Annotated in this window: 1 protein-coding gene; it reads left to right on the top strand. The window is 65.5% G+C overall.

Translation table 11 applies throughout. The annotated features are described in order from the left end of the window. Positions 1 to 172 precede the first annotated feature (172 nt). Entirely contained in the window at positions 173 to 1,078 is a 906-nt protein-coding gene (locus tag H288_RS0131915) for a sigma-70 family RNA polymerase sigma factor (RefSeq protein WP_042675012.1), read from the top strand. Positions 1,079 to 1,403: the final 325 nt, after the last annotated feature.

Genomic DNA, 1,403 nt, shown 5'->3' with positions numbered 1-1,403 from the left:
ACGCATCCACTCGGCACTCGGCTATCTTACGCCCGAGCAAGCCGAGAGGACCACGAAATGATCTCTCTGTGTCCGCGACACCGAGGGAGGATCACTCAGCTGTTCAAGGCGGCGAGGATAGCCGATGGTCATCCACATTCGCTCAACCGGCTTCGTTTACGAGGAACGGGCCATGTCGCAGGCCGAAATTGCCACGGCGACCTTCGAGGTCCATCGCGCGCGGCTGTTGCGCATCGCCTACCGCATGCTTGGCTCGCGCAGCGAAGCGGAGGATGTCGTGCAGAATGCCTGGCTGCGCTGGGTGGCGGTGGACCAGACGAAGGTCTCTGCTCCCTATCCGTTCCTCGCGCGCATCGTTACGCGCCTCTGCCTCGACGAGATGAAGTCGGCCCGCGCCCGCCGGGAGACCTACGTCGGCGCTTGGCTGCCCGATCCACTCGTCGAGAACCAGGAGGATGGGCTGGACAAAGATGACCTAACGCTGACGCTGATGATGGCGCTGGAGCGTCTGTCGCCGCTCGAGCGGGCGGCATTTCTCCTCCACGACGTCTTCGGCGTGCCGCTCGGCGAGGTGGCAGACACGCTTGACCGGGAGGCGGCGGCCGTGCGCCAACTCGCCGTCCGGGCACGGCGGAACGTGGAGGCTGCGCGTCCGCGCTTCCCCGTAGAGCGCGAAGAGGGCGAGCGGATTGCACAGGCCTTCTTCGCGGCATCCACCAGCGGCGACACCGCAGCGCTGCGTACACTTCTCGCCGAGAATGCGGTGCTGCGCTCCGATGGCGGCGGCAAGGTTTTGGCCTTCATCAACCCCATCACTGGATTGGACCGCCTCCTGCGCATGTTCGAGGGTGTGCGGCGCAAATGGGGGCAAGGCTGGGCGCAGATACTCGAACCCGTCTGGATCGACGGCTTGCCCGGCTATATCAGCCGCGAACGCGGCGACGTTCTCCAAACAACTGCGCTCGCCATCGAGGACGGCCAAATCACCGCGATCTACATTACCCGCAATCCCGACAAGCTCCGCCACGTCGCGCAGGCGCTCGCGGTGGCACCGGTCCCTACCTCGCGGACACAGTGATCAGGCAGCGGGCGCCCCCGGGTCGGCTTGCCTGACATTCAGCCTCTCAAGATGTGCCCCGGTCGTTGGAGGCTGAAGGCAATAACCGCCGAGGTCGCGGCCGACTGCCCCTTGGTCTTCGGTTGACAGTAGGAAGCAGGCGCGGCGCGATGTCCGCTCTCCCCTGCTGCCGATCAATAGCAGACCGACGGAAAACCACCCTACCCGGCCGCCCGGACCGCCGTCGGCGCTTCTCCAAAGCGTAGGGGTGGACGCCCCCTGACGGCATCGATGTGCCAGAGTGGAGGTGTTGCAACACCACTGCAGGAGGCGTCCATGGGTGAGG

This window comes from Methylobacterium sp. 285MFTsu5.1, assembly GCF_000383455.1.
GTDB lineage: Bacteria > Pseudomonadota > Alphaproteobacteria > Rhizobiales > Beijerinckiaceae > Methylobacterium.
This window is presented reverse-complemented; position numbering and strand designations above follow the sequence as displayed.